Origin of the sequence: Rothia nasimurium, assembly GCF_928391935.1 — a bacterium.
In the GTDB taxonomy this organism is placed as follows: domain Bacteria; phylum Actinomycetota; class Actinomycetes; order Actinomycetales; family Micrococcaceae; genus Rothia; species Rothia nasimurium_D.
On record NZ_CAKMTD010000018.1, the window covers coordinates 1 to 3,343 of the forward strand.

2 protein-coding genes are annotated in these 3,343 nt (G+C 57.1%); one reads left to right on the forward strand and one right to left on the reverse strand.

The window, feature by feature from the left end; genetic code table 11:
- A partial coding sequence (locus L7A15_RS10550; RefSeq protein ID WP_237209087.1) for a primase alpha helix C-terminal domain-containing protein occupies positions 1-603 on the forward strand: 603 nt, incomplete at its 5' end.
- A gap of 547 nt (positions 604-1,150) precedes the next feature.
- Here L7A15_RS10550 and L7A15_RS10555 read toward each other — a convergent pair.
- The gene (locus tag L7A15_RS10555; protein ID WP_237212506.1) at positions 1,151-2,914 is read right to left on the reverse strand and encodes a plasmid recombination protein; all 1,764 of its coding nucleotides are present in this window, start codon (positions 2,912-2,914) and stop codon (positions 1,151-1,153) included.
- Positions 2,915-3,343: the final 429 nt, after the last annotated feature.

Here is a 3,343-nt window from a genome sequence, read left to right on the forward strand (position 1 = left end):
GAGGGCGCAGATATTCATTACATGGCAGACTGCCCGCCCTACTCCCTCAAAGACCTGAACAAGGCCGTGAGGGGCTTTCTCAGCACCCGTGAGAGCCAGGAGACCGGACAGACCACCAAGGCCGCCAAACGTCCTGTTGTGGCCGGAGATATGGCCGAGGGTGGCCGTAATCAAGGCATTTTCGACGCTATTCGCCATGTAGCCTACCGAGGGGGCGACTATGAGACCCTAGCCTATGAGCTAGCGGCTCAGTGCGACCCGCCCCTACCAGAGGCCGAGGTTGCCGGAATCGTGAGGAGTGTGGCTAAGTTTATGGCTACCAAGTACAAGCCCCAGGAGCACAAACGCGCCGAGGGGGAACCGCTGCCCCCGCAGGTTCGCGAGTTTCTATCTGAAATCGGGCGTAAAGGCGGTTCTGTGAATAGCGAGAAGCAGCAGGCACAGCAGAAAGCCTTTATAGCGGCTGGCACTGTGGTTAGGAGTGCCCAGGCTGTTGGCCGTAGGGCGCAGATTCAGGCTCTCAAAGAAGCAGGTCTTACACAGGCGAAGATAGCCGAACAGCTAGGGGTCAATATCAAGACGGTTAAGCGGGCATGGAACTAGGGGGACATTTCGGAAGCTTAATCAGGGTATTAGGCCCCTGGCGGCGCTCCACCCCTCCCTTTCGAGACCAAGAGCGGCCCCCGCGCCCTCCAAGGGCGCGCGGGGTGCCGCGCTCTTTCTCTCTCACCAACCCAAGGTAAGGCAGGGAAGTAAGCGGAGGAGGGCGCACCTGCTGACCTTGCAAGCGCCGACTCCTGACCAACCCTAAAGAACCGGATTACTAACCCTGTGAGAGAGTAAGGGAACCCAACCCCTACCAGGTGAGCTAGGAGAACTTGCCCTGTGGCTGGGTCTTTACTCTCCCTTTACCCCCCTTACCTAACCCCAAATTCCAGCGCGCGCCGTTTTTTTCGTGGCGGAGCGCCGCCAGGGTACGGCGTGGGGTGGAGCTGTAGCCCTTTTTCCCTTGCGCCCTGGCTGACGCAGTTTAGCCCCGAACCTGACCCACTGCGCGCAGCCCGTCGCTCGTACCTCGCTTGGGGTGCGCTCCGTGGATCAGAACCGGGGCTATCTGCTTCCAGCTACCAGGGGCAAGGGAGAAAAAGGACTACCGGCCGTAGCCGTAACCTTGGGCCTGGCCTGGGGCGTGATACCGGGCTTGAATCTCGGTATAAGTGTTTTCCGCCCTGCCACGCTTGTATAGCTCGGTAGCTTCCCCCAGGTAGCTTTGTATCTGGCTAGCGCCCAGGCGGGTTTCGTAGGGTTCCACCAGCTTATGATTCTCGATGTGTGCAAGAGACTTGTTACGTCTATCCACGTCAGCCCGGTGTTCAGTGTGGGCTAGGAAGCCAGCCAGCGCGACCACAGAATCACGGTTATCAAGGGAAACGGACGCGAACGACTTCAAGCCCTCTAGGTACTTCACGCGCGAATTAACGCGGCTAGCTTCGAGAGTCAGTTTCTTCTCTTTCTCAGAGATAGCGTTTTCCCTAGTCACAAGGTTGTTTTCTTTATTAGAGAGTTCACGCGCTTTACTTCTTACAGCCAGGCGCTCTTGTGCCAGCTCCTGCCGCTCTTTCACTAGCACTTCATCAACCTTTTTCGAGATACGCTTTTCGCCCTCTTTCACCACATATTCAGCGATGCGTTTCTCCACGTCAGCGGCTTCGTTTATCTTGGCTTCGGCCTTATCGTGTAGCTCTTGTGCTCGCTGGTGGGCTTCTAGGGCTTCTGCCAGCATTTTCCGGTTCTCTTCTGAGGGGCGACCGAGTATGCCCTGAGCCTTGACCCAGCTTTCAAGGAAGTTGCTGTTTCGGGCTGACCACTGCTCATTTTCCCTTTTGAGCCTGCTGTTTTCCCTAGCCAGGGCTTCGTTTTCGTCCTGTAGCTCATCTCTCTCATCTTCAAGGGTGCCGATATTTTCTTGTATATTTTCCTCGGTGCTAATCCAAACATCGGCGCTCTTTTTGGCCTTATCCCTCTCAGCCTTGACCTGTTCCAGCTCTTCCCGCGCTGTTTTGAGGTCGTTGGCAAGGTTCAACTGTGCCTGTCGTGCCTGTTCTTCCAGGTCAGCCCGCAAACGGCTCTCAGCTTCCCGTGCTTCTTTTTCCAGCTCTTCCCGCTGTTTACGGGCTTTCTCTTCCACCTCTAGGGCTTCGGCCTTGGCTTTCCCGGTGCGGGTCTTGAACTGGCGCAGGGTTTCGTGTTTCGCGTCCACATCTCGCGTGACCATTTCGGCCTCATACCCAGCGGCACGCAGTTTAGTACGTGCCCCGTCCCAGAATTTCCGCATGTCAGACTTATTTTTTATAAAGCTCTCGTTACGCACGCGCCCCTCAGAGTCAATCGGCGTGACCATGAGGTGAATGTGCGGGCTTTTCTCGTCCATGTGCAGGGTCATGGAGAGCAAGTTTTCTTTACCGTACAACCCCCCGATGTGGTCTTTAATCAGGGTATCGACCATAAGCGAGAGGTCTTTTTGTCTCTCAGCTTCGGGCTTCTGCTCCCACTGCTCCACAGTTCCCGTGTGTTCGGGATCGAGCTGCACGATGAAGTTTCGCAGCACCTTAGCGTCACTGCGGAGACCGATTTTCTTCACGGTGCCGTCTTTGAGGGTGCGAGTTCCCCCAGCGTTTTCTAATCGCCGGTCTAATTCTTCGTGAATATCGCTCACTTTAATAAGCGGCTCTAATTCACCATTACGAAAAATATAATCTCGGTTTAGGTGTGACCGAGTGGGGTCAATATTTTCGTTATCGTGCTGGGTTGTGGTTCCGTCATGTTCCAGGGTCTTGCGGTACTCGTGAGTTAGCAGGGCACCCACTTCGGCACGCTTGACCCCGGCCTGACGGACTGTAACGGTGTAGGCCATTGCGCCCCCCCTCCTGTGGAAGTCTTACACATACCGCTCACCGGGCGCGTGCCTGTGCTTTCCTTCGGAGCACGCGCCCGGTGAGCTAGCCACCTTTTTCCCCCTCACACTCACCTACCACGGCCACCTAAAGGGCGTGGGGTGAGGGGGAAATCTGCCACCCCCTGCCCGTGCCTGTGCTGTCCTACGGAGCACGGGCAGGGGGTGGCAGACCAGGGGCTTACGTGTAAGCCTAACACAGTAGGCTTATCCGGTCGTTCCTCCCTCCTAAGCCTCTGTGCCCTGCCGGGGGCTGGCTCTTCCCTGCTTCGTACCTCAGCGCACCGGGAAGAGCTGGCGGGCGTTGAGCGCCCTTAGCGTTGCCCCCTGCTTCGTACCTCAGCGCACCGGGGGCAACGTGGGGAGCCAGGGCAGGAAGAGAGGGCGCAG

Excerpts from the sequence above, each read along its gene's own strand:
- L7A15_RS10555 (WP_237212506.1), bottom strand. The coding sequence starts at position 2,914 with ATGGCCTACACCGTTACAGTCCGTCAGGCCGGGGTCAAGCGTGCCGAA.